The following is a 25,758-nucleotide window of genomic DNA, read 5'->3' as shown; positions in this document are numbered from 1 at the left end:
CACCGTGCCCTGTCCCTACTCTGCCGAGGGCAGAACGACACCGCCCGAGTCGAGGAACGCGACGACGTGCCGCAGGAACCACTCCGGATCGTCCAGCCACGGATAGTGAGCGGCACCCGGCTGCACCACCAACTCGGCGTTCCGGAACACATCGGCGCAGCGGCGGGCGAGCTCGGGCCGGGGGCCGCCGTCGAGTTCACCCGCGAGAACCAGCACGGGTGCGGGCAGCAGGCCGAGAGCGGCCCGGAGGACCGGCGGGTCGAAGGCGCCCTCGGAGAAGTACAGGTCGGCGGCCTCGTCGTTGCTCTGCTCGTCGGCGAGCGCGGAGTTCTGTTCGGCGGCTGCGTCCCAACGGCCGTGGAAGAAGGGCTCGAAGACCGGGTCGAAGTCGGCGGTGCCCGCGAGCCAGGCCTCGAATGCCGGGAACGCGTCCTCGAACCACGGTTCGCCCTTCCGCAGCCGGGCGGCGGCGAGCCGTCCCTCGGGCGTGGCCGGCATGCCCAGCGCCCATGGGGTGGCGGTGATCAGTGCCAGGCGCCTCACCCGCTCGGGATGCCGGGCCGCGTACAGCATGGCGAGACTGCCGCCCGCCGAGTGCGCGAGCAGATCCATGTGGTCCAGGCCCAGGTGGACGCGCAACACCTCGACGTCGTCGACCAGTCGGTCGCAACGGTACGTCCCCTCGTCGGCCGGCACCTCGGAGTCACCGGTGCCCCGGAGATCCAGCAGGATCAGCCGTCGATGCGCGGTGAGTCCGCCCAGGTCCCCGAGGTAGGCGGAGGCCCGCATGGGCCCGCCGGGCAGGACGACCAGCGGCTCGCCCTCACCCCGTACGTGGTAGGCGAGTTCGGTGCCGTCGGTGGCGGTGAAGGTGCCGGTCACGGTCTGCATAACGGTAGATCATCGAGGCCGACGGAGCCTGGGCGCAAGAGAAGACTCAGTCGCCGAATCGCTCCCGCAACTCCCGCTTCAGGATCTTCCCGCTGGCGTTCCGCGGGAGCTTGTCCACGAACACGACCCGTTTCGGTGCCTTGAAGTGGGCGAGCTTCTCGCGGGCGTGGTCGATGAGTTGGGCCTCGGTGACCTCGCCGCGCGGGACGACGACCGCGGTGACCGCCTCGATCCAGCGGTCGTCGGGAAGGCCGATCACGGCGACCTCGGCGACGCCCTCGTGAGTGTAGAGCACGTCCTCGACCTGGCGTGAAGCGACCAGTACGCCACCGGAGTTGATGACGTCCTTCACCCGGTCCACGACGGTGAAGAAGCCGTGCGCGTCCCGTACCGCGAGGTCGCCGGAGTGGAACCAGCCGTCGCGGAAGGCGGCGGCCGTCTCCTCGGGTTTGTCCCAGTAGCCCTCGCACAACTGCGGTGAGCGGTAGACGACTTCGCCCTGGGTGCCGTCGGGTACGTCCTTGCCGTCCTCGTCGACCACGCGCGCGTCCACGAACAGGACGGGACGGCCGCAGGAGTCCATCCGGCCCTTGTGCTCGTCGGGGCCCAGCACGGTGGCCAGGGGGCCGATCTCGCTCTGGCCGAAGCAGTTGTAGAAGGCGAGCTCGGGGAGGCGTTCGCGCAGTCGCTCCAGGACGGGCACCGGCATGATCGACGCGCCGTAGTACGCCTTGCGCAGGCCGCTCAGGTCGCGGGTCGCGAAGTCCGGGCGGTTCGCCAGGCCGATCCACACGGTGGGCGGTGCGAACAGGCTGTCCACGCGTCCGGCCTCGATCAGGTCCAGCAGCCGGTCGCCGTCGGGCGCGTCGAGGATGAGGTTGGTGGCGCCGACCGCAAGGTACGGCAGCAGGAACACATGCATCTGCGCCGAGTGGTACAGCGGCAGCGCGTGCACGGGCCGGTCCCCTGCGCTCAGGTCCAGGGCGGTGATCGCGCTCAAGTACTCGTGCACCAGGGCCCGGTGGGTCATCATCGCACCCTTGGGCAGCGCGGTCGTGCCCGAGGTGTAGAGCAACTGCACCAGGTCCTCGGTACGCGGCTCGGGACCGCCGTACGGCGTCGCGGAGGCCAGCCGCTCCAGCAGCGAGCCGTCCGCGTCCCGCAGGGGCAACGTCCTTACGTCGTCCGGCAGTTGGGCGGCGAGGTCCGGGTCGGTGAGCACCAGCGCGCTGCCCGACTGGCCGACGATGTACGCGAGGTCGTCGCCGGTGAGGTTCTGGTTGACCGGTACGTGCACGAGGCCCGCGCGGGCGCAGGCGAGGAAGCCGATCAGGTAGGCGTCCGAGTTGTGGCCGTAGGAGCCGACCCGGTCGCCCGGTGCGAGGCCCTGGTCGAGGAGCACGCTCGCCGCGCCGGAGACGGCGTCGTCGAGTTCCTGGTACGTCCAGGAGCGCTCGCCGTAGTCCACCGCCACGCGGGCGGGAGTGCGGTGGGCACTGCGTCGCAGTACCCCGTCAACCGTGCTGCCGTGTCCGGGCGTCATGACACATGATCCTCGGGCCGGCGCCCGGGTGGGTCAAGCCGGGTGGTCGAGGTGGGCCCGGCCCACATGCGCCGGGCCCACACGGGCCGCCCTCACGTCGGCCGTCCTCACATGGGCCGCGTGTGCCCCTCCCAGTACGGATCGCGCAGCCGCCGCTTGTACAGCTTGCCGTTGGGGTCGCGGGGCATCTCGGTGATGAAGTCGATGCTCTTGGGCCGTTTGTAGCCGGCGAGTTGCTCGGCGCAGTGGTCGAGGAGGGCGGTGGCGAGGGCGGGTCCCGGCTCGTGGCCGGGGGCCGGCTCGACGACGGCCTTGACCTCCTCGCCCCAGTCGTCGTGCGGGATGCCGAAGGCCGCGGCGTCGGCGACGGCGGGGTGGGAGAGGAGCGCGGACTCGATCTCGGCCGGGTAGATGTTGACGCCGCCCGAGATGATCATGTCGATCTTGCGGTCGCGGAGGAAGAGATAGCCGTCCTCGTCGAGGTAGCCGAGGTCGCCGACGGTGAAGAAGTCGCCGATGCGGTTCTTCCTCGTCTTGGCCTCGTCCTTGTGGTAGGCGAAGCCGCCTGTGCTCATCTTCATGTAGACGGTGCCGAGTTCGCCGGGCGGGAGCCGGTTGCCGTCGTCGTCGAAGACCGCGAGTTCACTGATGGGCCAGGCCTTGCCGACCGTGCCGGGCTTCTTCAGCCAGTCCTCGGCGGTCGCGAAGGCACCCCCGCCCTCGCTCGCCGCGTAGTACTCCTCCACACAGTCGCCCCACCACTCGATCATCGCCCGTTTCACATGGTCGGGGCACGGGGCGGCGCCGTGGATGGCGTGCCGCATGGACGAGACGTCGTAGCGCGCCCGGATGTCCTCCGGGAGGGCGAGGAGGCGGTGGAACTGGGTCGGGACCATATGGGTGTGGGTGCACTTCTCGCGGTCGATGAGGCGGAGCATCTCCTCCGGGCTCCACTTGTCCATCAGGACCAGGCGGTGGCCTATGTGGAGGCTCGCGCCCGCGAACTGGAGGACAGCCGTGTGGTAGAGCGGCGAGCAGACCAGGTGCACGTTGTCGTCGAACGGCTTGATGCCGAAGATGCCGAGGAAGCCGCCGAGGTACGCCGACTCGGGCGGCTTGCCGGGCAGCGGGCGGCGGATGCCGCGGGGGCGGCCGGTGGTGCCCGAGGTGTAGTTCATGACCCAGCCGAGCGTGCGGTCACCGGGCGCCGACTCCGTTTGTCCGTCGAGGAGTTCGGGGTACGGCCGGAAGCCCTCGACCGTGCCGACCGCGTACCGGTGGCTGGCGGGGAGGCCGGCCTCGTCGGCGGCCTGGCGGACGGGCTCGGCGAACCGCTCGTGGGCGATGAGCACCTTGGCGCCGGAGTCGGCGACGATCCAGGCGATCTCCGGCGCGACGAAGTGGTGGTTGACGGGGACGAGGTAGAACCCGGCCTGGGTGGCGGCCAGATGGGCCGTGAAGAACTCGACGCCGTTGGGCAGGACGACGGCGAAGGCGTCGCCGCGTTCGAGTCCGGCCGCGCGCAGGCCGTGGACGAGTTGGTTGGCGGCGGCGTGCAGACGGCCGGCGGTCCACTCCTCGCCGTCGGGTGCGATGAGGACCGTACGGTCGGGGTCCTGGGCCGCCTGGGCCCAGAAGCCGGCGGGGGGTGTGCTCTCACCCTGTGTGCTCACTGGCCGCTCCTTCCGGCGATGCGGTTGATGCGGTCGACGGCGTGCTCGAAGCCGCGGGTGAGGTCGTCGAAGACGGCCTGGACACTGCGTTCGCTGTTCATCCGGCCGACGATCTGGCCGACCGGGGTGCCGAGCAGTGGTTCGACCTCGTACTTCTGGATGCGCGAGACGGCCTCGGCGACGAGCAGGCCCTGGAGCGGCATGGGCAGCGTGCCCGGGCCGTCCGGGTCGTCCCAGGCGTCGGTCCACTCGGTGCGCAGCTGGCGGGCCGGTTTCCCGGTCAGGGCGCGGGAGCGCACGGTGTCGCCGGACCCGGCGGCGAGCAGTTTGCGGGTCACGCCGGCCGAGTGCATATCGGCTTCCGTAGTGGTCAGCCATATGGAGCCCAGCCACACACCTTGGGCGCCGAGGCTGAGCGCGGCGGCCACCTGCTGTCCGCTGCCGATACCGCCCGCGGCGAGTACCGGCAACGGGTCGACGGCGTCGACGACTTCGGGCGTGAGCACCATGGTCGCGATCTCGCCGGTGTGTCCGCCCGCCTCGTAGCCCTGGGCCACGACGATGTCGATGCCGCCCTCGGCGTGCTTGCGGGCGTGCCGGGCGCTGCCCGCGAGCGCGGCGACCAGGACGTCCTGGTCGTGGGCGCGGGCGACGACGTCGGCCGGTGGGGAGCCCAGCGCGTTGGCGAGCAGTTTGATCGGATAGTCGAAGGCGACGTCGAGCTGGTTGCGGGCGACCTGTTCCATCCACCCGGTGATGCGCCAGCCGGACGCCTCGCCCTCGGCGAGTTCGGGCACGCCGTACTTGGCCAGGGTCTCGGTGACGAACCGCCGGTGCCCTTCCGGGATCATCGCCTCGACCTCGGCCTCGGTGACGCCCTCCACCTTCTTCGCCGGCATGACGACGTCCAGGCCGTACGGCATCCCCTCGACATGCGCCTCCAGCCAGTCGAGGTCGCGCTTGAGGTCGTCGGGGGCGGTGTAGCGGACCGCGCCGAGCACTCCGAAACCGCCGGCCCGGCTGATGGCCGCGGCGACGGCGGGGAACGGCGTGAAGCCGAAGATGGCGTGCTCGATTCCCAGTTTCTTGCTCAACTCCGTCTGCATGGGCGCAGAATGCCGCAGTCCTCCGGACGACGGAAGGCCTTTTCTGATGCTCCGTCAGATTTTCCCGACAACTAGGCCGCTCGCGCCGTGACGACGGGCTGGTAGAAGCCTCTTTCCTCCGGCTCGTGCCAACTCACGTCCGCGAAGCCCGCGTCGAGCACGGCGTCGGTCAACTGGCTCCGGGTCAGGGCCCAGTAGGCGGTACGGCGGATCCGTACCGCCCAGTCGTCCCCGTCCGGCACGAGCTGGAAGTGCTCCAGGTCGTAGCGCTCGCCGTCCTCGTGCCAGTGCCACAACTGGAAGGTGACCACGCGGCCTTGGGCGGTCGTCGCCACCTGTGGCGGCGCGGACGCCGGGCGGGCGGCGCGGAGCGCGTCGTAGTCCCGGACGCTGAGCAGCAGGAGCCCGTCCTCGCGGAGGACCCGGCGCATGCCGGTCAGCGCGGTGCGCAGGTCGTCCGCCGTGAGCAGGTGCGGCAGCGAGTTGTCGGCGCACACCACGACGTCGAAGACGGAGGGGCGGAACGGCAGTGCCCGCATGTCAGCGGCGGTCGTGGGAAGGCCGACACCCCGCGCCGCGGACTCCGCGGCGGCGCGCGCGGCGGCCGCCGGGCTCAGGTCGCTGCCGACCACCCGGTGTCCGAGCCCCGCCAGTCCGATCGCCTGGGTGCCGATCCCGCAGGAACAGTCCAGCACCCGGTGCGGCCCCGCACCCAGCCGGGCGCGGACGACTCCGCCCAGCGCGGCCGCCTGCCGGGCCATGCTCGCGTCCCAGTCCGGGAAGATCAGGTGGTAGTCGGCGGCGAGGCCGTCGTAGAAGTCCCGGACCGAGGGCACGATCACCTTTCCGTCAGCGGTTTTCCAGCCGGACGTGCAGTTCCCGCTCCTGGTCGCCCGAGGTGACCGCGAGGTCGTGGACGATGAACAGGGAGTCCAGGGTCGTACGGAACTGTTCGATGGCCCAGTACCCGCCCTGCGCATCCGCCTCGACGGACGCTCCGAGCCGGGCCGGGCCGCCGGAGGCGCCTTCGTGGGCGTCGGCGACGTCGAAGGTGCCGAGCCAGACCGTGGGGCGGGTGTCGTGGTGGTCGCGGGGTACGTCGTCGGCACCCCGGTCGGATCCGAAGCACGCGCACAGCGTGTCGAACACGATCCGGGCGTCCTCCTTGCTGCACCCGCTGATCTCCACCGAGACGGATTCCGGGTGCCCTGGCACCAGATGCACGCTGTCCATGACGGTCGCTCCTCTCGTCCACTCCCAGAAAAGCACCACTTTCGCGGCAGGGCACCAGGGCGGTCAGCTCTCCCCGGCCTCCAGCACGGCCATCGCCGCGTTGTGTCCCGGTACCCCGCTCACTCCCCCGCCGCGCACCGCGCCCGCCCCGCACAGCAGGACGTTCGCGTGCCGGGTCTCGACGCCCCAGCGGCCGGTGTCGTCCTGGGCGTAGGGCCAGGTCAGCGCGCGGTGGAAGATGTTGCCGCCGGGGAGCCTGAGGTCGCGTTCCAGGTCGAGCGGGGTCTTCGCCTCGATGCAGGGGCGGCCGTCCGCGTCGGTGGCGAGGCAGTCCACGAGCGGTTCGGCGAGGTGGGCGTCCAGCTGGGCGAGGGTGGACTTGAGGAGTTCTTCGCGTACGGCGTCGTTGTCGCGTTCGAAGAGCCGGGCCGGGGTGTGCAGGCCGAAGAGGGTGAGGGTCTGGTAGCCGTCCTCGATCAGGTCCCGGCCGAGGATGCTCGGGTCGGTGAGGGAGTGGCAGTAGATCTCGGAGGGCGGTGCGGCGGGCAGTGAACCGGACGCGGCCTGGGCGTGTGCGGCGGCCAGTTGGTCGTAGCCCTCGGCGATGTGGAAGGTGCCGGCGAAGGCCTCGCGCGGGTCGACGGAGGTGTCGCGGAGTCTGGGCAGCCGCTTGAGCAGCATGTTCACCTTGAGCTGGGCGCCCTCGGCGGGGGTGGGCGGTTCGTCGCCGGTGAGGGCGGCCAGTTGCTGCGGGGAGGCGCCGACGAGGACGTGCCGGGCGGCCACGACGCCTTCGCCGTCGGCGGTGCGGTAGGTGATCTCGGCGGCGCGTCCGTCCGTGTCGATGCGGACGGCTTCGTGGCCGGTGGCGAGTACGGCGCCGGCGGTGCGCGCGGCGGTGGCCAGGGCGTCGGTGAGGGCGCCCATGCCGCCGACCGGGACGTCCCAGGCGCCGGTGCCGCCGCCGACGACGTGGTAGAGGAAGCAGCGGTTCTGGGCGAGGGAGGGGTCGTGGGCGTCGGCGAAGGTGCCGATCAGGGCGTCGGTGAGAACGACGCCCCGGACCAGGTCGTCGGCGAAGTTCTCCTCGACGGCGACGCCGATCGGCTCCTCGAAGAGCATCCGCCAGGCGTCCTCGTCGTCCACGCGCCGGCGTAGTTCGTCGCGGGTGGGCAGCGGTTCGGTGAGCGTGGGGAAGACCCGCTGCGCGAGGCGGCCGGTCATGCCGTAGAGCCGCTGCCAGGCCGCGTACTCGCTCTCGCCGCCGGTCAGCCGGGCGAAGGCTTCGCGGGTGCGGCGCTCGCCGCCGCCGACGAGGAGGCCGGTGGGGCGGCCGTCGCGTTCGGTGGGGGTGTACGACGAGATGGTGCGCCCGCGGACGCGGAAGTCGAGGCCGAGGTCCCGCACGATCTTCTTGGGCAGCAGGCTGACCAGGTACGAGTACCGGGACAGCCGTGCGTCGACCCCGGCGAACGGTCGCGTCGACACGGCGGCGCCGCCGGTCCCGTCGAGCCGCTCCAGGACGAGCACGGAGCGCCCGGCCCGGGCCAGGTAGGCGGCGGCGACCAGGCCGTTGTGGCCACCGCCGACGATGACGGCGTCGTAGGTCCGGTGTCCGGGTCCCTCGTGTGCAGGCATGGTTCTTCGTAACACGAGGTGATCTAGGTCGGCCAGGGGTGGGCGCGGGGTCCTTCGGGCTGCGGGGGGATACGGACGGCCGATGGCAGGCGCGGCCGATCGCGTCCGCGAAAGACGTGGGCCCGCTGTCGTCAGCGCCCACGGACGGCGAGGGCAGCCACGGCCAGCAGTGGATCCCCGGACGCCCGCGTCCGGGGCTGCGGCCTCATGGGCCGGTATGCCCGACGGCGGGCGCGGCCGTCTGCGTCTGCGTCTCTGCGTCTGCATCTGCGTCTGCGTCTGCGTCTGCGTCTGCGTCTGCGGAGACAGGCACAGGCGCGCCGTCGTCAGCGTCCCCGGCTCCACGGGCAGCCTCTGCCGTCAGTGCCCGCCCGACGCCCGCCCCTGTCGCAGCACCGCCACCCGGCGGTACAGCTCGACCGCTTCCGCGTTGCGGCCGAGCTGTTCGAGGCAGTGGGCCTCGTCGTTGCGGCTGGCGAGGGTGTCGGGGTGGTCGGGGCCGAGGACGCGTTCGCGGGCGGCCGCGACGCGGCGGTATTCGGTGAGGGCGTCGGCCCAGCGGCCGAGCCAGCCGAGGCCGACGGCGACCTCGCGGCGGCTGACGAGGGTGTCGGTGTGGTCGGGCCCGAGGACGCGCTCGCGGATGGCGCAGACGTCGCGGGACTCGGCGAGGGCCTCCTCCCAGCGGCCGAGGCGGCCGAGGTTGACGCCGAGGCCGTGGCGGGCGCGGAGGGTCTCGGGGTGGGCGGGGCCGTGGACGCGGGTGCGGTCGTCGATCAGGTCGCGGTAGAGCTTGAGGGCGTCGGCGCTGCGGCCGAGCCGGCCGAGGCTGATGCCGATCTCGTAGCGGGCGGCGAGGGTGTCGGCATGGTCCGGGCCGAGGGCCCCCGCACGGGCCTCGGCGACCTCGCCATAGGTCTGGAGTGCCTCCTGCCAGCGGCCCAACTGGCCCAGCGCGTAGGCGACTTCGTAGCGGGTGACCAGGGTGTCGGGGTGGCCGGGGCCGAGCACCCGGGCGCGGGCGGCGGCGACCTCGCAGGCCATACGGTACGAGTCCTCCAGGCGCCCGAGCCGACTGAGGTTGAAGGCGAGGTTGTGGCGGCAGCGCAGGGTGTCGGGGTGGTCGGGGCCCATGGTGCGTTCGCGGGCGGCGAGTACGGACGTGTACACCTGGTGTGCGTCGAAGTGGCGGCCCAACTGGCCCAGGACGTACGCCATTTCCTGCCGGGCGGCGAGCGTGTCGGCGTGGTCGGCGCCCAGTGCCCGTTCTCTGGAGCGGGCGACGTGCGTGTACTCGCGCAGGGCTTCGGCGGCGTGGCCGGTGCGGCTGAGGGTGAAGCCGAGTTCGTAGCGGCTGGCGAGGGTGTCGGGGTGGTCGGGACCGAGGAGGTGGGTGCGTTCGGCGGCGACCGCGCGGTGCACCTCGCCGGCCTCCGCCCAGCGGCCGAGGCGGCCCAGGCTCAGGCCCGCGTTGTGGCGTCCGGCCAGGGCCTTGAGGGCCTGAGGGGGCGGTGCGGACGGTGACTCCGGTGCGGGTTCCTCGGTGTGTCCGGTGGCCGGGCGCGCGATCCACTCGCCGGTGAGGCCGGCCCCTGCGTCCGGCGGGGTGGTGCGCAGTCCGGCGCCGGTCGCCTTGTGCCCGGTGGTCATCCCGCGCGTCCAGGCCGGCAGGCGCGCCTCGCGGGCCACCGGTTCGGGCGAGGGCAGTTCGGGTCGGGGGGTGACAACTGTCGGCACGTACAGGGGTGTCGTACGGCCCATGGTGATACGGCGGCCCAACTCGCGGGCGTCGTGCGGGCGTTGTTCGGGGAGTTTGGCCAGCAGGTCGAGGATGACCTTCTCGAGGTATTCGGGCAGTTCGGCGCGCTGGGCGCGGGGTGGCCGGGGCGGGGTGTCGCGGTGGCCGATGAGGATGGCCCAGGCGTCGCCGAGGTCGAACGGCGGTGCCCCGGTGGAGAGTTCGTACAGGACGCAGCCGAAGGAGTAGAGGTCGCTGCGCTGGTCGACCTCGGTGCCGCTGATCTGTTCCGGCGACATGTAGTGCGGGGTGCCCATCGCGATGCCGGTGCCGGTGAGCCGGGAGGTGAAGCCGATGTCGGCGCCGAGGCGGGCGATGCCGAAGTCGCAGATCTTCACCGTGCCGTCGGTCAGCCGCATGATGTTCGCGGGCTTCAAGTCCCGGTGCACGATGCCCTGTTGGTGGCAGTAGGCGAGGGCGGAGGCGACCTGCTCGGCGATGTCGACGACGTCACCGACGGGCAGCGGGCGCTGCTCGTTGTCCTCGAGGAGCTGGCAGAGGTTGCGGCCGTCGAGGAGTTCCATCACCAGGAAGAGGACGCCGTCTGACTCGCCGAAGTCGTGGACGACGGTCACCCCGCGGTGCTGGAGCGCGGCGGCCACCCGGGCCTCGCGCCGGAACCGCTCGCGCAGGACGCGGGTGAACGACTGGTCGTGGTGCGGGTTCAGCGGCTTGAGGCACTTCACGGCGACATGGCGCCCCAGCGACTCGTCCCGCGCGCGCCACACCTCGCCCATGCCGCCGCGCCCGATCAGGTCGAGCAGCCGGTAGCGGCCCTGGATCAGCCTGCTGTCCCCCATCTCCCGCGATCGCCCCCGTAGGTGTTCGTCCCGCCCTCCCCTGGCTCGTCCAGTATGGCGAGCGATCGTCCGACTTTGTACGGGGCGGGCCGCGAGCCGGGGCCGAGCCGTGACATGGCGCGGATGACGTGCTTGGGCGGGAGTTGCCGGCGCACATGTGCGGGAACGCAGCGCAACAGGTTGCCGGTGACGCGCAGTTGCCGGGTGACGGTGGCGGGCGCGGGCGCCGGTCTGCCGTACAGGCGGTGGGCGTACGGCGGCAGGGAGGCGTACGCCAGGTGTGCCACGCGCCGCCAGAGCACCTCGCGCGCCGGGACGAGGAGGGGGTGCGTCGGCGGACGGAGCAGGAAGTCGTCCACTTCGCGTGCCTCGGGTCCGGCGGCGAGCGCGGGCCTGATCTGCTCGAAGTAGGCGGCCAGTTCGGCCCGGTCGCCCGGTACGGCGGCCGGGTCGAGGCCCACCAGTCGGGCGCTCTCCCGCTGTTCGGCGAGGTAGCGGTCGGCCTGGACGTCGGTGAGGCGGAAGCCGGAGCGGCGCAGCACGTCCAGATACGAGTCGATCTCGGCGCAGTGCACCCACAGCAGCAGCTCGGGTTCGTCGATTCGGTACCGCTCCCCCGTGTCCGGGTCGGTCGCCCCGAGCATGCTGTGGATCTTCCGCACCCGGGCGCCCGCCTTCTCGGCGGCCTCGGTGGTGCCGTAGGTGAGGACGGCGACGAAGTTCGCGGTGCGCATCAGCCGGCCCCGGGCGTCTCGCCGGAAGTCGGAGTTCTGCATGACTCCGCGGACGGCACGGGGGTGCAGAGCCTGGAAGTAGAGCGCGCGGACGCCGGCGACCCACATCATGGGATCGTCGTGCATCTGCCAGGTCACGGAGTCCGGCCCGAACAGTCCCGGGTCGCCCGTCCCAGGGGCGTCCATGTCGGCAGGCTAACGCCGTACCCTCGGCATTCCCAGACCGATCCACGAGATGATCTCGCGCTGGATCTCGTTGTTGCCGCCGCCGAAGGTGAAGATCACGGCGGAGCGGTAGCCGCGTTCCAGCTCACCGTGCAGGACGGCGCCCGCGGAGCCCTCCTGGAGGGCGCCCGCGGCGGCGGCGATCTCCATGAGCCAGGCGTAGGCGTCACGGCGCGCTTCGGAGCCGTAGACCTTGACGGCGGAGGCGTCCTGCGGGGTGAGGGTGCCTTCCTGGACGGCGTTCACCATCTGCCAGTTGAGGAGTTTCATCGCGTCGAGCCTGGCGTGGGTGCGGGCGAGGAGGCGGCGGACCCAGGGGAGGTCGACGACGCGGCGGCCGTCGGCGAGTTTGGTCTCCATCGCCCAGTGCTGGACGTCGTGCAGGGCGCGGATGGCCATGGTGCCGTGGGCGGCGAGGGTGACGCGTTCGTGGTTGAGCTGGTTGGTGATCAGGCGCCAGCCCTGGTTCTCCTCGCCGACGCGGCGGGCGACCGGGACGCGGATGTTCTCGTAGTAGCTGGCGGTGGTGTCGTGCGAGGCGAGGGTGTTGATCACCGTGCAGGTGTAGCCGGGGTCGGCGGTCGGCACCAGGAGCATGGTGATGCCCTTGTGCGGCGGGGCGTCCGGGTCGGTGCGGGTGGCGAGCCACACCCAGTCGGCGGTGTCGCCGTTGGTGGTCCAGATCTTCTGCCCGTCGACGACGTACTCGTCGCCGTCCCGCACGGCCCGCGTCTTCAGCGCGGCCAGATCGGTCCCCGCCTCGGGCTCGCTGTAGCCGATCGCGAAGTCGATCTCTCCGGCGAGGATCTTCGGGAGGAAGTACGCCTTCTGTTCGTCGGTGCCGAACTGCATGATCGTCGGGCCCACGGTGTTGAGCGCCATCAGCGGCAGCGGTACGCCCGCCTGCGCGGCCTCGTCGAAGAAGATGAACTGCTCCATCGGCGTCAGCCCGCGCCCGCCGTACTCCTCCGGCCAGCCGACACCGAGCCAGCCGTCGGTGCCGAGCCGGCGGATCGTCTCGCGGTAGAAGCGCTTCTGGGCGGCGGGGTCCGCGTAGCGCGAGTACGCGTGGTCGGGCACCAACTCGGCGAAGTAGGCGCGCAGTTCGGTACGCAGCCGCTGCTGCTCGGGCGTGTATTCGAGATGCACGGCGCCTCCAGGCTCCCAAGGCCGGTCCTGACGGCGCACACCGTAGAACGTGTTCCAGAAATTGGGAATGGCGAGGCCCGCGAAGAGGGCGCCCGCGCCCGTCAGTTCAGCGTCGCCAGGAACTCCGTGCACGCCCGTGCGCAGTCCCGGCAGGTCTCCGCGTCCGCCTCCGCGCCCGGCCGCCCGTCGAAGATCTGGGCGCACTCCAGGCAGACGAGCAGGCACCACTTGACCTGGAGGCGGAGAGCGGCCTCGTCCTGGACGTTCTGCTCGGCCAGCATCCGGCAGGTCGCGTCGCAGACCTCCGCGCACCACAGCGCCTTCTGCCGTACGAGTGTCTCGTGGTCGGTGGCGTCCGGGTCCGTGCGGCCGACGCGCAGCACGCAGGCCCGCGCGCACGCGGTGCAGGCCTGCGCGCAGGCGAAGCGGTCCTCCAGAAACCGGACGAGCTTCTGTTGGGTCGTCATCGCTGTCACGGAGTCCGGGTTGCCGCCGCCGGCCGCCGCAAACCCGGCGGGCAGGTGTCCGGGGGTGCGCGGGCGCCCGGCGATCAGTACGGTGCTGTCCAGGTGTTCGACCTTGGACACGGGAGACTGCGCACGTCATCGAGGGGTTGAGGCGGCATGGCCGGCAAGAAGGCGGCAAAGCTGCCGCGCGCGACGTACGAGACCGAACTGCTGCGGCTGCAGACGGAGTTGGTGAAGCTCCAGGAGTGGGTGCGGGCCGAGGGCACCCGGCTGGTGATCGTCTTCGAGGGCCGGGACGCGGCGGGCAAGGGCGGCACCATCAAGCGCGTGTCGGAGCATCTCAACCCGCGCGTCGCCCGGATCGCGGCGCTGCCGAAGCCGACCGACCGGCAGCGCACCCAGTGGTACTTCCAGCGGTACGTCGAGCACCTGCCGGCCGCCGGGGAGATCGTGCTGTTCGACCGCTCCTGGTACAACCGGGCCGGCGTCGAACGGGTGATGGGCTTCTGCTCCAAGGAGGAGTACCAGCTCTTCCTGCGCCAGTGCCCGATCTTCGAGCGGATGCTCGTGGAGGACGGGATCGTGCTGCGCAAGTACTGGTTCTCGGTGAGCGACGCCGTACAGCAGGACCGGTTCCGGCGCCGGCTGGAGGATCCGCTGCGGCGCTGGAAGCTGTCGCCGATGGACCTGGAGTCCATCACCCACTGGGAGGACTACTCACGGGCCAAGGACGAGATGCTGGTGCACACCGACATCTCGGAGGCCCCCTGGTACGTCGTCGAGAGCGACGACAAGCGCCGGGCCCGGCTGAACATGATCGCCCACCTGCTCGACTCCCTCCCCTACCACGAGGTGTCCCCGCCGGTCCTCGAACTCCCGCCGCGCCCGCCGTCCACCGGCTACGAACGGCCGCCGCGCGATCTGCAGACCTACGTGCCGGACCACGCGGCGAGCCTCTGAGCCGGACAGGACAGGAACACCGTGTCCCACAGCCCGGGCGGGCGCCGCGTGGAGTGGCGGCGGCTGACGCCCGGAATCGCCGTACTGGCCGGATACCGGCGCGCCTGGCTGCGCGGCGACCTGCTCGCCGGCGTCACCGTCGCCGCGTATCTCGTCCCGCAGGTGATGGCGTACGCCGGGGTCGCCGGGCTGCCCCCGGTGGCCGGACTGTGGGCGATCCTCCCCGCACTCGCCCTGTACGCCGTGCTGGGCTCGTCCCGGCTGCTGTCCGTCGGCCCCGAATCGACGACCGCGCTCATGACGGCGACCGTCGTGGGGCCCCTCGCGGCCGGCGACCCGAGCCGCTACGCCACACTCGCCGCCGCCCTCGCGGTCACGGTCGGCCTACTGTGCCTGGCCGCGTGGGCGGTACGGCTGGGCTTCGTCGCCGATCTCTTCTCCCGCCCCGTGCTGATCGGCTATCTCGCGGGCGTCGCCCTGATCATGATCGTGGACCAGCTGCCCAAGCTCACCGGGGTGCCGACGACCGGCTCGGCCTTCTTCCCCCAACTCTGGTCCTTCCTACGGCACTTGGACCACCTCCACGCGCCCACGCTGCTGTTCGCCGTCGTCCTGCTGGCGTTCCTGTTCACTGTGGCGCGCCTGTCCAAGGCCGTGCCCGGTCCCCTGCTGGCCGTGGTGCTGAGCACGGCGGCCGTGGTCCTCCTCGACCTCGACGACCGCTACGACATCAAGGTGATCGGCCATGTCCCGGCGGGACTTCCCACGGTCGGCCTGCCCGACCTCACCGAACTCCCCCACCTGGTCCTGCCCGCGCTCGGTGTCCTGCTCGTCGCCTACACCGACTTCATCCTCACCGCCCGTGCCTTCACCGGCGGCGACGAGGACGAGGGCCCCGGTCTCGACGCCGACCAGGAGTTCCTGGCGCTGGGCGCGGCCAACCTCGGCTCCGGTGTCCTCCACGGCTTCCCGGTGAGCAGCAGCGCCAGCCGCACCGCGCTGGCCTCCTCGACGGGCGCCCGCACCCAGGCGTACTCACTGGTCGCCGGAGCGGCCGTCCTGGCGGTCCTCCTCTTCCTGAGCCCGCTGCTGTCCCGCACCCCCTCGGTGGTGCTCGGCGCCCTCGTCGTCTACGCGGCCGTCCGCATGATCGACCTCTCCGGCTTCCACCGCCTCGCCACGTTCCGCCGCCGCGAACTCCTCCTGGCCCTCGGCTGCCTGGCCGGCGTCCTCGCCCTGGACATCCTCTACGGCGTGATCGTCGCCGTGGGCCTGTCGGTGGCCGAACTCCTGACCCGGGTGGCCCGCCCGCACGACGCCGTCGAGGGCCTGGTCCCCGGTGTGGCCGGCATGCACGACGTGGACGACTACCCGCAGGCCCGCACCGTCCCCGGCCTGCTGGTCTACCGCTACGACTCACCGCTCTTCTTCGCCAACGCGGAGAACTTCCGCCGCCGCGCGCTGGCCGCCGTCGACCAACAGGCGGTCCCCGTACGGTGGTTCGTCCTCAACGCCGAGGCCAATGTGGAGGTGGACATCACCGCCCTGGACGCGGTCGACGAACTCCGCCGCGAACTCACCCACCGCGGCGTGGTGTTCGCGCTGGCCCGGGTGAAGCAGGACCTCCGCGACGACCTGGAGGCGTACGGGCTGGTGGATTCGGTCGGCGAGGACCACATCTTCCCCACCCTGCCGACGGCGGTGGCCGCGTACCGGGAGTGGAGCGGCGGGGCCACCGGCCCAGGAACGGCGGATCAGGTGACGTAGCGCCTGGGGCCCGCGCTCTGCCGTTCCTGGATGGCATCCGATCGGTCCGCTGAGTAGCCTCCGGAACATGCGGATCTCAGTTTCCTCGGACATGGACGAACCTGTGGCGCGCGCCCTCGTCGCGGAGTTGCGCGAGCGCGGTCACGAGGTGCTGACGCACGGGGCGCTGCGGCCCGGGGACGACCCGCAGTGGGCGGTCTGCTCGGAGGCGGCGGCCCGTGAGGTCGCCGCCGGGGCCGCCGACCAGGCGGTCGTGTGCTGCTGGACCGGCACGGGTGCGTCGATCGCCGCGAACAAGGTGGCGGGCGTACGGGCGGCGCTGTGCACGGACGCCTACACGGCGGACGGCGCGCGCCGCTGGAACGACGCCAACGTGCTGGCCCTCGGCCTGCGCCTGACGTCGGAGCCGCTGCTCAGGGAGATCCTCGACGCCTGGTTCGCGGCGGAGCCGAGCGGGGACGCCGACGACCGGGAGAACGTGGCCCGCGTCGGCCGTCTGGACCTGAACAGGACTGCTCCGTGAGCGAGTTGGCGTACTAGGGCGCGATCGCCTGCCGAAGTGCCTGGCGGCAGGCGCGGATGGCGGGGTGGGGGCCGCGTCCGCTGCGTACGGCGGTGAACAGGGAGCGGGTGCGATGGCCCTCGGGGAGTTGTCGCAGGGCGACGGCGGGCGGGCGGCCGTTCCACGCGAGGTCCGGCAACAGGGCGGCGGCGTGGCCCAGTTCGGCCAGTCGCAGATGCAGCACCAGGTCGGCGGACTCGAAGCGCACATCGGGTTCGAAGCCCGCGGTGCGGCACAGCGCGGTGGCCCAGTGCCGGGCGGGTGAGCCCACGTGTTCCATCACCCAGGGGTGGTCGGCCAGCGCCCGGAGCGCGTCCATCGGTCCGGTGTCCTGGTCGACGGGTCTCGGGGTGGCCAGGCGCAGCGGGTCCTCGCAGAGGGGTTCGTGTTCGAGTTCGGCGGGCCGGGGGTGCGGGTTGCCCGGGTACTCCTCGGTGATGACGAGGTCGAAGTCGCGGGCGAGGAGCGCGGGCAGCGCCTCGCTCGGCTCGGCCTGGGTGACCTCGACCCGCAGGCGGGGATGGGCGTCGCGCAGCAGCGTCAGCGCGGTCGGCACCAGAGCGAGCGCCGCGGTCTGGAAGGAGGCGATGCGCAGCGTGCCGGTGAGGTCGGTGAGGGAGGTGGCGATGTCCGCCTCGGCCTCCTCCAGCCGCTTGAGCACGGCCTCGGTGTGCGCGACGAGGATCTCCGCCTGCGGGGTGAGCCGCACCCGGCGCCCCACGGGCACCAGCAGCGGGACGCCGACCTCGGACTCGAGCTGGGAGAGCTGCTGGGAGACCGCGGAGGGGCTGTACGACAGCGCGGCGGCGACGGCGGCCAGTGTGCCGCGGTGCTTCAGCTCGCGCAGGAGACGCAGTCGGTGCAGGTCGAACATCACCGGCCTCCACTGGGTCGGCCATCAGTCAGTTTTTCTGACGAATACTATTCGAAAACATACGCTGGACTAATCATACGATTGATCACACGCTGATCAGGTGTCCAAGACCTCTCTCCTCTCTGGCAGCTCCGCCCCGCGCCGTCTGCCCTGGTACGTCAGATCCGGCGCCCGCACCTGGACCTGCGCGCCGCCTCCGGCCCAGGTGCGGGACTTCCACGCCGGGCTGCCCGGCTACGCGCCCACCGCTCTGACCGAACTCCCTTCCCTGGCCGTCGAGTTGGGGGTCCGGCGGGTGTTCGTCAAGGACGAGTCCGCGCGCCTGGGGCTGCCCGCGTTCAAGGCGCTGGGCGCGTCCTGGGCGATCCACCGGGTGCTGGCCCGGCGGACGGACGGCCGTCCGGTACGCCTGGTCACCGCCACCGACGGCAACCACGGCCGGGCCGTGGCCCGGATGGCTCGGCTGTTCGGGCAGCGCGCCCAGGTCTTCGTGCCCCGAGGCGTCCACCCGGCGGCCGTGACCGCCATCGAGGACGAGGGCGCGGACGTGGTCCTGGTACCCGGCGACTACGACGAGGCCGTGCGCCGGGCGGCCGAGGCGGCGGCGGGCGGGCCGGACTCCGTGCTCGTGCAGGACACCGGCTGGCCCGGCTACGAGCGGATCCCCGGCTGGATCGTGGAGGGCTACTCCACCCTGTTCGCCGAGATCGACGAGCAGTTGGGCGCCGGGGCACCGGCCCTGGTGGTCGTCCCGGCGGGCGTGGGCTCGCTCGCGCAGGCGGCCGTCACGCACTACCGCAGCAGGCGGGACGGGGGCGCCGCGACCGCGCTGTTGTCGGTGGAGCCCGTCACCGCGGCCTGTGTGCTGGCCGGCCTCGGCCGCGGAGAGCCGGTCAGTGTACAGACGGGCACCACCACGATGGCCGGGCTGAACTGCGGCACCGTCTCCAGCCTGGCGTGGCCCCTGCTGCGCGACGGTCTGGACGCCGCCGTCGCGGTCACGGACGCCGACAGCGCGGGCGCCGCCGGCGCTCTCGCCGCCGCCGGTGTCTCCGCCGGCCCCTGCGGCGCGGCCTCGCTCGCGGGCGCCCGCGCCGCGCTGACCGGGGCGGGCGCCGCCGGGCGCCGTAGAGCCCTGGACATCGGTCCCGACTCGACCGTGGTCCTGCTGAGCACCGAGGGCGCGGCCGCCAACCCCCACGCCCAGGAGGAGCAGCGATGACGCAGCAGTCCGAAGAACTCGACCCCGTACGGCTGCTGGAGCTGCTGGTCGCGGTCGACTCCGTCAACCCGGGGCTCGCGGCCTCGGGTGCGGGGGAAGGGGCGATCGCCGATCTGTGCGGTGACTGGCTCGGCGCGCGCGGGTTCGAGATCCACCGGCTGGAACGGAATCCGGGGCGCCCGTCCCTCGTCGCGATCGCCCACGGCACGGGTGGCGGCCGTTCGCTGATGCTGAACGGGCATCTCGACACCGTGGGTCTCGGCGGCTACGAGGGCGAGCCGCTCAGCCCCCGGATCGAGGACGGGAAGCTGTTCGGGCGCGGGGCCTGCGACATGAAGGGTGGTGTCGCGGCCATGATGATCGCCACCGTCCGGGCCACCGCGCGGGGGCCGTTGCGCGGTGATGTGCTGCTCGCCCTTGTCGCCGACGAGGAGAACGCGAGTGCCGGTACCGAGGAGGTACTTGAGTCGTTCACCGCCGACGCGGCGATCGTCACCGAGCCGAGCCGGCTCCAAGTGGTCCTCGCCCACAAGGGGTTCGCCTGGTTCGACGTGATCGTGCACGGTCGGGCCGCCCACGGGTCGCGGCCCGACCTGGGCATCGACGCCATCGCGAAGGCCGGTCATTTCCTCGTGGCCGTCGAGGAGTTGGGCCGACGCCTCGCCGCTGCCGAAGGCCACCCGCGGCTCGGCTCCGGAACCCTGCACGCCTCCGTCATCCACGGCGGCGAGGAGCCCTCGACCTACCCGGCGCAGTGCCGGATCACCCTGGAACGGCGCACGGTGCCGGGCGAGGACGCCGACACCGTCCAGGCGGAGTTGACCGCGATCCTCGACCAACTCGCCGCCACCGTCCCGGACTTCAGCTACGAGCTGCGGCGCGGCCTGCACCGCGAGCCGTTCGAGGGGGATCCGGAGCAGCCCGTCGTCCGCACCCTGCTTCACCACGCGCGGTCCGTCCTCGGGCACACGCCCGCCGTGCTGGCCGAGCCGTACTGGACCGACTGCGCCCTCCTGGACCGGGCCGGGATCCCCTGTCTGCTCTTCGGAGCCGACGGCGCGGGAGCCCACGAGGCCGTCGAATGGGCCGACATCGCCTCCCTGCACCGGCTGACGGAGATCCTCACCGACACGGTCACGGACCTCTGTTCCTGACGTTCGCGCGGCTGCCGCCGTAGACTGCCGCGGGTCGTGGACATGTTCCGGCCCGGACGGACGAGGATCGAGGTGGTGGTGAGATGAGTACGGCCACCGACCGTCGGCCCTTCGTACATCCCGCGCTGTTCTACCGGGGCGAGGAGCAGTACGCGGCGGGCACGCTGCAGTTCGTCCGGGACGGGCTGGCGGCCGGGGAGCCCGTCGCGGTCGCCGTGCCGGGCCCCCGGCTCGACCTGATCAGAGCCGGACTCGGGGCGGGCGCCGCCGGGGTGCGGTTCCTGGACATGACCGAGGTCGGCCGCAATCCGGGGCGGATCATCCCGGGCGTGCTGCGAGCCTTCGCCGACGCGCACCCCGGCGGCCGGGTGCGGATCATCGGGGAACCGATCTGGCCCGGCCGCACCGCTGTGGAGTACCCGGCGTGCGTCCAGCACGAGGCGCTCATCAACTCCGCCTTCGAGGGCCGCGAGTTGACGATCCTGTGCCCCTACGACGCGGACCGTCTCGCACCGCGGGTGCTGGCCGACGCCCGCGCCACCCACCCGCTCGTCGTCGACGGGGACGGCCAGCTCGCCGCCGGTGCCTACGATCCCGAGCAGATCATCGCCCGCTACAACGAGCCGCTCGTCCACCCGCCGGGCGCGGCCTCCCTCGCGTTCGACACGGGAGAGCTCCCCAAGTCCCGCTGGTTCGCGGTCCAAGAGGCCGAGCGGCTGGGCCTGACGGGCACGCGGTTGCAGGATCTGGCGCTGGCCGTCGCGGAGTTGACCACCAACAGCGTGCTGCACGGGGGCGGTTCGGGGACGCTGCGGATCTGGGCCGAGGGCGAGCAGCTCGTCTGCGAGGTCGAGGACCGCGGCCGGCTGACCGACCCGCTGGCCGGCCGCCGTCCGGCTTCACGCGACCTGCCCGGCGGGCGCGGACTCCTCCTGGTCCACTCCGTCGCCGACCTCGTACGCGTGCATACGGCGCCGAGCGGCACGACGATCCGGTTCTATCTCGCCCGTTGACGGTTCAGGGCCGGCCCGCCGGCGGGGTCCAGGCAGCTTCGGCCGCCTGAGCGGTCGGGTGGGTGAGGAAGACCTGGTCCAGGCCGACCATGTGGAAGATCCGCCCGAGGTGCGCGGGGACCGCGGTCAGGACGATGCCCGCCCGGGCGGCGAGGGCGTGGTTGCGGGCCGCGAGCAGGGCGGTGATGCCGCTGGAGTCGCAGAAGGTGACACCGGTCAGGTCGACGACGAGCTGCTGGCCGTCCCGGAGCGCGAGTGCGGGCAGGAGTTCGCGCACCTGGGCGGAGCTGTCGTAGTCGAGTTCGCCGGTCAGTTCGACGACGGGGCCCGCGGGGGTGGTCCGGGTCTGTACGGCGAGTCGGTTCACTGCTGCTCTTCGCTGGGCGGTCGGGGCACGTTGATGGCGAGGACGGCGGTGTCGTCGTCGATGCCGGTGCCGAAGGTGTCGAGCAGGTCACGGATCGCGGCGACGGCGTCGGACGCGGTGGTGGGTGCCAGCGCCCGGGCGAAGTCGAGGAGGGCCTCGTCCCCGTAGCGGTCGCCGCCGCCGGTGCGGGCCTCGGTGAGACCGTCCGTGTACAGCAGCAGGGTGTCGCCCGCGGCCAGGTGGACGGTGGCGGTGGCGATGTGGGCGTCGGGCAGGACTCCGATGAGCTGTCCGCCGGGGGTGTCCACGTGGTCGGCGCTGCCGTCGGCGCGCAGCAGCAGGGCCGGGGGATGGCCGCCGCCGGCCAGGGTGATGCGGAAACCGCCGTGCTCGCCCTCGGGGGTGAGCAGCCCGAAGACGACGGTGCAGAACCGCGGGTCGTGGCCGTTGTACTCGTGGTGGAGGACGGTGTTGAGATTGCCCAGGACGGCGACCGGGTCGGGGTCGTAGACGGCGGCGGCGCGCAGCGTGTAGCGGGCCAGCGAGGTGACGGCCGCCGCGGCGGCACCCTTGCCGCACACGTCCCCCAGGAACAGTCCCCAGGTCCCGGCGGAGAGCGGGAAGAGGTCGTAGAAGTCGCCGCCGACCATGTCGGTGGAGGCCACGTGGTAGTACGCGGCGACGTCAAGTCCGGGAACATTGACCAGAGTCGGCGGGAGCAGGGTCTGCTGCAGGGTGGCGTTGAGACGCATGAGTTCTTCGCGTTCGCGCTCGGCCTGGCGGCGGGCGCGCAGCAGTTCCGTCTCGTAGGCGCGGCGGTCGCGGGCGTCGAAGACGGTGGTGCGGATCAGCAGCGGCCGGCCGTCGTCGCCGGTCTTGACCGTGGACGTGACCAGCACGGGCAGCCGGCCGCCGTCGGTCGTCCTGAGTTCCAGGGCGATGCCGCTGACCTCGCCCTGGATGCGCAGCAGCGGGGCGAAGTGGGTCTCGTGGTAGAGCCGGCCGCCCACGGTCAGCAGGTCGGAGAAGGTCCTGCGGCCCACCAGGTCGCCGCGCTCGTGGCCGAGCCAGTCGAGCAGCGTCGTGTTGATCTTCGCGATGGTGCCGTCCATGAGGGTGGACAGATAGCCGCAGGGCGCGTGTTCGTAGAGGTCCTCGGCGCTGTCCTCCAGGAGTGCGGAGAACGCCGCGTTCTCGGCACCGGCCTGTCTTCCGGGTGGTCGGTGCTCGCCGCTCCCGGTCTCGCCGCCGCTGTTCATCGTCCGGTGGCCCCGACGAAGTCGGTGATCGCGGCGGCCGTCTCCTCCGGCGCGGCGAGCTGGGGGCAGTGGCCGGTCGCGTTCAGGGTGACCAGGCGGCTGCCCCGGATCCGGGACCGTACGAACTCGCCGACCTCCGGGGGTGCGATCGCGTCCCGGGAGCACTGGGCGACCAGTGTGGGCACGGTGACGGCGGCGAGGTCCTCCCGGTTGTCCGAGAGGAACGTGACGCGGGCGAAGGAGCGGGCGATGTCCGGATCGGTGCGGCAGAAACTGTTGGTCAGCTCCTCCGCCAGTTCCGGGCGCTCCGGATTGCCCATGATCACCGGCGCCATGGCGCCCGACCAGCCCAGGTAGTTGGCGTCCAGGGAGCCCAGGAGCTCGTCGATGTCCTCGGCGTCGAACCCGCCGCGGTAGCCGGTGGCCGGATCGTCGACGAAGCACGGCGAGGGGGCGAGCAGCACCAGGCCGGTGAACGCCTTGGGCTCGCGCGGGGCGGCCAGGACGCCCATCATCGCGCTCACCGAGTGGCCCACGAAGGTCACCGGGCCGAGGTCCAGTTCACGGCAGATCTCCAGCACGTCCTCGGTGTAGCCGTCCAGGGTGGAGTAGCGCTCGGGGCTCCATGCCGACAGATCGGAACGTCCGGCTCCCACATGGTCGAAGAGCACCACGGTGAAGTCGCGTTCCAGGAGCGGTACCACCAGCCGCCACATGTGCTGGTCGCACCCGAACCCGTGCGCCAGCACCACCACCGGCCCGCCGGCCCGGCCGGTCACCGTCACCCGGTTTCTGCTGCGCACGTCCATGGGGCCCATCCTCACAGACCGCTGCCTCGCCCACCCACTCCGGCCGCCCCGTGGCGGACGCCGTGACGACTACTTCGGCTTCCCCAGCGACCAGCCGGACACGTCCGTGAGCCGGCCGCGCCACAGGGGCATGACCGCGGAGCCGCCCCCGGCGGCCACACCGGTGGCGTCGCGCAGATGGATCCACTGCGGCAGCCGTTGCCGTGCGGACCGGCCCTGCTTCTCCTCGACCACCTCGTCGACCTGCTCCGGGAACCGTTCCAGCAGCTTCGCGCCGGGGCCGTCGAGACCGTGCAGGCTGTGCGCCCAGTCGGTGGTCCACGCGTCGTGGGAGATCAGGTCGCCGTGCAGGAAGGCTCCCCCGACGGTGAGCGTGATGGGCAGGGCGGCCTGTGCGTCCTGGCCGATCAGCCGTACCAGCAGCTGGAGTTGGAGGTCGGGTACCGGCTCCGTGACGACGGGTGCGGACGGTTGGTGGAGCGGATCGTGCTCGGCGCTCATCCTTGGTGACCTTTCGGCGGTGCGGGTGCGGATCACGTGGACAGCAGGCCGGTGCGCAACTTCCTGAGGGTGCGGTTCAGCAGGCGGGAGATGTGCATCTGGGAGAGGTTCAGCCGGCGGCCGATCTCGGCCTGGGTCAGCTCCTGGCCGAAGCGCATCTCGATGATGGTCCGCTCCCGCTCGTCGAGCCGTTGCAACAGCGGGGCAAGGGTGTGCAGGTCCTCGAAGAGTTCCATGGCGGGGTCGGCGTCGCCCATCGTGTCCGCGTACTTGGGCGCGCCGTCGGTCTCGTCGTCGCCACCGGGGGTGTCGATGGAGCCGGCGACATAGCCGTTGGCGGCGATGAGGCCCTCGATGACCTCGTCCTCGGTCAGCTCCAGGTGGGTGGCGAGTTCCTTGACCGTGGGCGTGCGGCCGAGTTCGGTGCCGAGGGACTCCTTGCACTTGGCGAGGTCGACGCGGAGTTCCTGGAGGCGGCGCGGGACGTGCACGGCCCAGGTGGTGTCGCGGAAGAAACGCTTGATCTCGCCGACGATGTAGGGGATCGCGAAGGAGGTGAACTCCACCTCGCGGGTCAGGTCGAAGCGGTCGATGGCCTTGATCAGGCCGATCGTGCCGACCTGGACGACGTCCTCCATGTCACCGCTGCCCCGGTTGCGGAAGCGGCGCGCGGCGAAGGCCACCAGGGACAGGTTCATCTCGATCAGCGTGTTCCGCGCGTACTGGTACTCCTGAGTACCCTCCTCCAACTCCCGCAGCCGGTCCAGGAAGAGCCGCGACATCACGCGTGCGTCCTTGGGGGCGACCTTGGACCCGTCCTCGATCCAGGGCAGTTCGTCCGCTGCCTGCCGTGTTCCCGCGCGGGCAGGGGCAGTTGCGCCGAGGGTGTGCACGGAGGAAACCACGATGCCGCCTTGAGTGGGAGGACAGGACGAACCCCACGTGCCCCCTCCGGGCGACTTCATGTCCTCGCGCACGGATATTTATTTCCCGGCCCCGACCGCCGGAGTCGCCCGGGCACCGGTCACAGGCGGCGCCAGCGTGCCGACGCGAAGGAGAAACCGCCGAAGAGGACGAGCCCGACGGCCACCGCGACCAGCAGCCATGGGCCCACCGGGGTGTGCGCGAAGGTGCGCAGGGTGGCGTCCATGCCCTTGGCCTGGTGCGGGTCGAAGCGGATCGCCGCCACCAGTGCGAAGACGCCCACTCCGGCGAACACGGCACCGCGCGCCGCACCGCCGCCCACACCGAGGCCGGTGACGACCTGCCGTACCCGGCGGCTCATCCTCCCGGTCTCCAGCTTCCGCAGGAACCTCCGCATCACCGCGCGCACCGCGAGAGTCACGCCGACTCCGATGAGGACACAGCCGGCGAGACCCACCAGCACCTGGCCGCCCGGCAGCTTCAGCGCCGAGGCGGTCCAGTCCTGCGACTTGGCGTCACTGCCGGACGACCCACCGGTCCCGGCTGCGAAGGACGCCGTACCCCAGCAGACGAAGGCGTAGAACACGGCGCGGCCTCCGTCCAGCAAGCGCGAACCGATCTTGTTCTTCGGCCCCTTGGCCAGCAGCGCCCGAGAGCCCCGCCAGATCGCCATGCAGCCGAAGCCGACGACCAGCATCCACAGCATCGCCTTCCCGAAGGGCTGCGCCGCGACCTGCTGCAACGCGCCCTGCCGGTCCGCCTCCGGGCCACTGTCGCCCAACGCGATCCGCAGGGCGAGGGCGCCGACGAGGACGTAGACGACACCTCGTGCGACGAATCCGGCACGCCCCATGACGGACAGCGTCTGCCTCCCCTCGGCCGCTCCCGGCGCGCGGCTTCGCCCGCCGTTGGAACTGCCTTTCCGCAGGCCCCACTTGTGCGTATGGGACGACGTCATGATGCCTCTCCTGGAAAACACTGGACGGGCCGATGTGCGGGCGCACGGTAAGTGGCCCGCACTCCCGCGTGCCCCGGTCGGGCGGTTCGATGTGCGTCGGAGGGTGTGGGGTGCGGTGCGGGCGTGCGGTC

Annotated in this window: 24 protein-coding genes; 6 read left to right on the top strand and 18 right to left on the bottom strand. The window is 71.9% G+C overall.

Annotation, left to right across the window (positions count from 1 at the left end; translation table 11 throughout):
* Positions 1–15: 15 nt before the first annotated feature.
* The 11 genes from ACFXC1_RS06320 to ACFXC1_RS06270 all read right to left on the bottom strand — a co-directional run bounded on the left by ACFXC1_RS06320 (position 16) and on the right by ACFXC1_RS06270 (position 13,257).
* Positions 16–891: an alpha/beta fold hydrolase gene (locus tag ACFXC1_RS06320; protein ID WP_381239590.1), complete on the bottom strand. Its 876-nt coding sequence runs from the start codon at positions 889–891 to the stop codon at positions 16–18.
* A gap of 46 nt (positions 892–937) precedes the next feature.
* Positions 938–2,434: an acyl-CoA synthetase gene (locus ACFXC1_RS06315; protein ID WP_381239587.1), complete on the bottom strand. Its 1,497-nt coding sequence runs from the start codon at positions 2,432–2,434 to the stop codon at positions 938–940.
* A 107-nt stretch (positions 2,435–2,541) separates the two neighbouring features.
* Positions 2,542–4,107: an acyl-CoA synthetase gene (locus ACFXC1_RS06310; protein ID WP_381239584.1), complete on the bottom strand. Its 1,566-nt coding sequence runs from the start codon at positions 4,105–4,107 to the stop codon at positions 2,542–2,544.
* Positions 4,104–5,213, bottom strand: a complete 1,110-nt coding sequence (locus ACFXC1_RS06305; protein WP_381239583.1) for an NAD(P)H-dependent flavin oxidoreductase — start codon at positions 5,211–5,213, stop codon at positions 4,104–4,106. The genes ACFXC1_RS06310 and ACFXC1_RS06305 overlap by 4 nt, the downstream gene beginning before the upstream one ends.
* 71 nt (positions 5,214–5,284) lie before the next feature.
* Complete coding sequence (locus ACFXC1_RS06300; protein WP_381241104.1) at positions 5,285–6,052, bottom strand: class I SAM-dependent methyltransferase; 768 nt, start codon at positions 6,050–6,052, stop codon at positions 5,285–5,287.
* Between the two features lie 10 nt (positions 6,053–6,062).
* A complete protein-coding gene (locus ACFXC1_RS06295) occupies positions 6,063–6,446 on the bottom strand; it encodes a hypothetical protein (RefSeq protein WP_381239580.1) in 384 nt (127 codons plus the stop codon).
* Positions 6,447–6,509: 63 nt separating this feature from the next.
* Complete coding sequence (locus ACFXC1_RS06290) at positions 6,510–8,084, bottom strand: phytoene desaturase family protein (protein ID WP_381239578.1); 1,575 nt, start codon at positions 8,082–8,084, stop codon at positions 6,510–6,512.
* A gap of 360 nt (positions 8,085–8,444) precedes the next feature.
* Positions 8,445–10,682, bottom strand: coding sequence for a serine/threonine-protein kinase (locus ACFXC1_RS06285; RefSeq protein ID WP_381239575.1), 2,238 nt, complete (start codon positions 10,680–10,682; stop codon positions 8,445–8,447).
* The gene (locus tag ACFXC1_RS06280; protein WP_381239573.1) at positions 10,664–11,602 is read right to left on the bottom strand and encodes an oxygenase MpaB family protein; all 939 of its coding nucleotides are present in this window, start codon (positions 11,600–11,602) and stop codon (positions 10,664–10,666) included. Before ACFXC1_RS06280 ends, ACFXC1_RS06285 begins: the two co-directional genes overlap by 19 nt.
* Before the next feature lie 9 nt (positions 11,603–11,611).
* Complete coding sequence (locus ACFXC1_RS06275) at positions 11,612–12,790, bottom strand: acyl-CoA dehydrogenase family protein (protein ID WP_381239570.1); 1,179 nt, start codon at positions 12,788–12,790, stop codon at positions 11,612–11,614.
* A 101-nt stretch (positions 12,791–12,891) separates the two neighbouring features.
* The gene (locus tag ACFXC1_RS06270) at positions 12,892–13,257 is read right to left on the bottom strand and encodes a ferredoxin (protein WP_381241103.1); all 366 of its coding nucleotides are present in this window, start codon (positions 13,255–13,257) and stop codon (positions 12,892–12,894) included.
* Between the two features lie 156 nt (positions 13,258–13,413).
* Here ACFXC1_RS06270 and ppk2 point away from each other — a divergent pair, with 156 nt between their 5' ends.
* The 3 genes from ppk2 (at position 13,414) to ACFXC1_RS06255 (ending at position 16,507) form a co-directional block, all read left to right on the top strand.
* Positions 13,414–14,217, top strand: a complete 804-nt coding sequence (gene ppk2, locus ACFXC1_RS06265; RefSeq protein WP_381239567.1) for a polyphosphate kinase 2 — start codon at positions 13,414–13,416, stop codon at positions 14,215–14,217.
* A 21-nt stretch (positions 14,218–14,238) separates the two neighbouring features.
* On the top strand, positions 14,239–15,984 hold the full coding sequence (locus ACFXC1_RS06260) for a SulP family inorganic anion transporter (protein ID WP_381239565.1): 1,746 nt from the start codon (positions 14,239–14,241) through the stop codon (positions 15,982–15,984).
* A gap of 67 nt (positions 15,985–16,051) precedes the next feature.
* Positions 16,052–16,507: an RpiB/LacA/LacB family sugar-phosphate isomerase gene (locus tag ACFXC1_RS06255; RefSeq protein WP_381239562.1), complete on the top strand. Its 456-nt coding sequence runs from the start codon at positions 16,052–16,054 to the stop codon at positions 16,505–16,507.
* Between the two features lie 13 nt (positions 16,508–16,520).
* Here the strand turns inward: ACFXC1_RS06255 and ACFXC1_RS06250 are convergent, their stop codons facing one another.
* On the bottom strand, positions 16,521–17,420 hold the full coding sequence (locus tag ACFXC1_RS06250) for a LysR substrate-binding domain-containing protein (protein WP_381239560.1): 900 nt from the start codon (positions 17,418–17,420) through the stop codon (positions 16,521–16,523).
* A 100-nt stretch (positions 17,421–17,520) separates the two neighbouring features.
* Here ACFXC1_RS06250 and ACFXC1_RS06245 point away from each other — a divergent pair, with 100 nt between their 5' ends.
* From ACFXC1_RS06245 to ACFXC1_RS06235, 3 genes are all read left to right on the top strand, one after another.
* A complete protein-coding gene (locus ACFXC1_RS06245) occupies positions 17,521–18,642 on the top strand; it encodes a diaminopropionate ammonia-lyase (protein WP_381239557.1) in 1,122 nt (373 codons plus the stop codon).
* Positions 18,639–19,796, top strand: a complete 1,158-nt coding sequence (locus ACFXC1_RS06240) for an ArgE/DapE family deacylase (RefSeq protein ID WP_381239554.1) — start codon at positions 18,639–18,641, stop codon at positions 19,794–19,796. Before ACFXC1_RS06245 ends, ACFXC1_RS06240 begins: the two co-directional genes overlap by 4 nt.
* Before the next feature lie 83 nt (positions 19,797–19,879).
* Positions 19,880–20,809, top strand: a complete 930-nt coding sequence (locus tag ACFXC1_RS06235; RefSeq protein WP_381239552.1) for an anti-sigma factor RsbA family regulatory protein — start codon at positions 19,880–19,882, stop codon at positions 20,807–20,809.
* A gap of 4 nt (positions 20,810–20,813) precedes the next feature.
* Here ACFXC1_RS06235 and ACFXC1_RS06230 read toward each other — a convergent pair whose 3' ends face one another.
* From ACFXC1_RS06230 to ACFXC1_RS06205, 6 genes are all read right to left on the bottom strand, one after another.
* The gene (locus ACFXC1_RS06230) at positions 20,814–21,176 is read right to left on the bottom strand and encodes an STAS domain-containing protein (RefSeq protein ID WP_381239550.1); all 363 of its coding nucleotides are present in this window, start codon (positions 21,174–21,176) and stop codon (positions 20,814–20,816) included.
* On the bottom strand, positions 21,173–22,435 hold the full coding sequence (locus ACFXC1_RS06225) for a PP2C family protein-serine/threonine phosphatase (RefSeq protein ID WP_381239548.1): 1,263 nt from the start codon (positions 22,433–22,435) through the stop codon (positions 21,173–21,175). Before ACFXC1_RS06225 ends, ACFXC1_RS06230 begins: the two co-directional genes overlap by 4 nt.
* On the bottom strand, positions 22,432–23,244 hold the full coding sequence (locus ACFXC1_RS06220; protein WP_381239546.1) for an alpha/beta fold hydrolase: 813 nt from the start codon (positions 23,242–23,244) through the stop codon (positions 22,432–22,434). The genes ACFXC1_RS06225 and ACFXC1_RS06220 overlap by 4 nt, the downstream gene beginning before the upstream one ends.
* A 69-nt stretch (positions 23,245–23,313) precedes the next feature.
* The gene (locus ACFXC1_RS06215; RefSeq protein ID WP_381239544.1) at positions 23,314–23,745 is read right to left on the bottom strand and encodes a hypothetical protein; all 432 of its coding nucleotides are present in this window, start codon (positions 23,743–23,745) and stop codon (positions 23,314–23,316) included.
* A gap of 32 nt (positions 23,746–23,777) precedes the next feature.
* Positions 23,778–24,653 (bottom strand): RNA polymerase sigma factor SigF, encoded by an 876-nt coding sequence (locus ACFXC1_RS06210; RefSeq protein WP_381241101.1) that lies wholly within the window; start codon positions 24,651–24,653, stop codon positions 23,778–23,780.
* A gap of 116 nt (positions 24,654–24,769) precedes the next feature.
* The gene (locus tag ACFXC1_RS06205) at positions 24,770–25,627 is read right to left on the bottom strand and encodes a DUF1206 domain-containing protein (protein WP_381239541.1); all 858 of its coding nucleotides are present in this window, start codon (positions 25,625–25,627) and stop codon (positions 24,770–24,772) included.
* Between the last annotated feature and the right edge of the window lie 131 nt (positions 25,628–25,758).

The sequence above is a fragment of the Streptomyces hokutonensis genome (genome assembly GCF_042751305.1).
Taxonomy (GTDB): domain Bacteria; phylum Actinomycetota; class Actinomycetes; order Streptomycetales; family Streptomycetaceae; genus Streptomyces; species Streptomyces hokutonensis_A.
The sequence above is the reverse complement of the archived record's forward strand: the minus strand, read 5'-3'. Positions and strand labels throughout refer to the sequence as shown.

What these genes read in the sequence shown, in the direction of transcription:
- ACFXC1_RS06320 (WP_381239590.1), bottom strand. Translation starts at nt 891, where the DNA reads ATGCAGACCGTGACCGGCACCTTCACCGCCACCGACGGCACCGAACTC.
- ACFXC1_RS06315 (WP_381239587.1), bottom strand. Translation starts at nt 2,434, where the DNA reads ATGACGCCCGGACACGGCAGCACGGTTGACGGGGTACTGCGACGCAGT.
- ACFXC1_RS06305 (WP_381239583.1), bottom strand. Translation starts at nt 5,213, where the DNA reads ATGCAGACGGAGTTGAGCAAGAAACTGGGAATCGAGCACGCCATCTTC.
- ACFXC1_RS06295 (WP_381239580.1), bottom strand. Translation starts at nt 6,446, where the DNA reads ATGGACAGCGTGCATCTGGTGCCAGGGCACCCGGAATCCGTCTCGGTG.
- ACFXC1_RS06290 (WP_381239578.1), bottom strand. Translation starts at nt 8,084, where the DNA reads ATGCCTGCACACGAGGGACCCGGACACCGGACCTACGACGCCGTCATC.
- ACFXC1_RS06285 (WP_381239575.1), bottom strand. Translation starts at nt 10,682, where the DNA reads ATGGGGGACAGCAGGCTGATCCAGGGCCGCTACCGGCTGCTCGACCTG.
- ACFXC1_RS06280 (WP_381239573.1), bottom strand. Translation starts at nt 11,602, where the DNA reads ATGGACGCCCCTGGGACGGGCGACCCGGGACTGTTCGGGCCGGACTCC.
- ACFXC1_RS06270 (WP_381241103.1), bottom strand. Translation starts at nt 13,257, where the DNA reads ATGACGACCCAACAGAAGCTCGTCCGGTTTCTGGAGGACCGCTTCGCC.
- ppk2 (WP_381239567.1), top strand. Translation starts at nt 13,414, where the DNA reads ATGGCCGGCAAGAAGGCGGCAAAGCTGCCGCGCGCGACGTACGAGACC.
- ACFXC1_RS06255 (WP_381239562.1), top strand. Translation starts at nt 16,052, where the DNA reads ATGCGGATCTCAGTTTCCTCGGACATGGACGAACCTGTGGCGCGCGCC.
- ACFXC1_RS06250 (WP_381239560.1), bottom strand. Translation starts at nt 17,420, where the DNA reads ATGTTCGACCTGCACCGACTGCGTCTCCTGCGCGAGCTGAAGCACCGC.
- ACFXC1_RS06240 (WP_381239554.1), top strand. Translation starts at nt 18,639, where the DNA reads ATGACGCAGCAGTCCGAAGAACTCGACCCCGTACGGCTGCTGGAGCTG.
- ACFXC1_RS06235 (WP_381239552.1), top strand. Translation starts at nt 19,880, where the DNA reads ATGAGTACGGCCACCGACCGTCGGCCCTTCGTACATCCCGCGCTGTTC.
- ACFXC1_RS06225 (WP_381239548.1), bottom strand. Translation starts at nt 22,435, where the DNA reads ATGAACAGCGGCGGCGAGACCGGGAGCGGCGAGCACCGACCACCCGGA.
- ACFXC1_RS06220 (WP_381239546.1), bottom strand. Translation starts at nt 23,244, where the DNA reads ATGGACGTGCGCAGCAGAAACCGGGTGACGGTGACCGGCCGGGCCGGC.
- ACFXC1_RS06215 (WP_381239544.1), bottom strand. Translation starts at nt 23,745, where the DNA reads ATGAGCGCCGAGCACGATCCGCTCCACCAACCGTCCGCACCCGTCGTC.
- ACFXC1_RS06205 (WP_381239541.1), bottom strand. Translation starts at nt 25,627, where the DNA reads ATGACGTCGTCCCATACGCACAAGTGGGGCCTGCGGAAAGGCAGTTCC.